The following is a 713-nucleotide window of genomic DNA, read 5'->3' on the forward strand; positions in this document are numbered from 1 at the left end:
ATACGCTTTCCTATTTTTTTGTCAACACTTAATTTTAAAAGTTTTTAGAATTAAGTTTCACTTGACGCTGACCTCGTTTCATTTTGCTTTTCAGCGTGTTGCTCCGTGTCAGTGGGGTCGCATTATAGGGCGTTCATTGATTTGTTCAAGCACTTTTTTTAAGTTTTTATCTGTTCGTACAAATAAACAGCTAAAACCTCTTTTTTGATTAATTTACAAGCAATAAGAGTTACACTTACGATAAGTTTTATAAGCAAAATACAACAGCTCGCTCAATCACCAATGAATAATTGAGCCCTTTAAATCACTTTACCTTTGAAAATATCATCATTGATTCAAGAGTGGACAGTAAGTCAGAGTCTAAAATTAAGAATTTAGTCATATTAAATGCACAATCTTTGCAGCACCGTACTGACATAGCTCTAGATTAAGTTAAGTAACCTTGTACTATAAGAGCTTTCTCTGAAAAGATAAGATTCTAATTGCTCCCAGTAAAAGTTTACATAGGTATTATTTTTTGAAGGAGTAACGCTGAAACTGAGTTTGTAACTACAACATGGATCCTGACCTTCATCAGGAAGACTGTGAGTGAGGGCTCTAAAACCTGTGATAATAACAACGACAAGCATGCGTGTTCTGGATCCTGACCTGCGTCAGGAGGACTATCAGTGAGAGCTCTAAAACCTGTGATAACAACGACAAGCATGGGTGTT

At 35.8% G+C, this 713-nt stretch carries 1 protein-coding gene; it reads right to left on the reverse strand.

Annotated elements, in window-relative coordinates:
• Window positions 1–499: 499 nt before the first annotated feature.
• Window positions 500–713, reverse strand: a 214-nt coding sequence (locus tag J8M01_RS23740; RefSeq protein WP_211059597.1) for a hypothetical protein, incomplete at its 5' end; no start/stop codon positions are given.

Origin of the sequence: Pseudoalteromonas sp. MMG005, assembly GCF_018101015.1 — a bacterium.
Classification (GTDB): Bacteria; Pseudomonadota; Gammaproteobacteria; order Enterobacterales; family Alteromonadaceae; genus Pseudoalteromonas; species Pseudoalteromonas aurantia.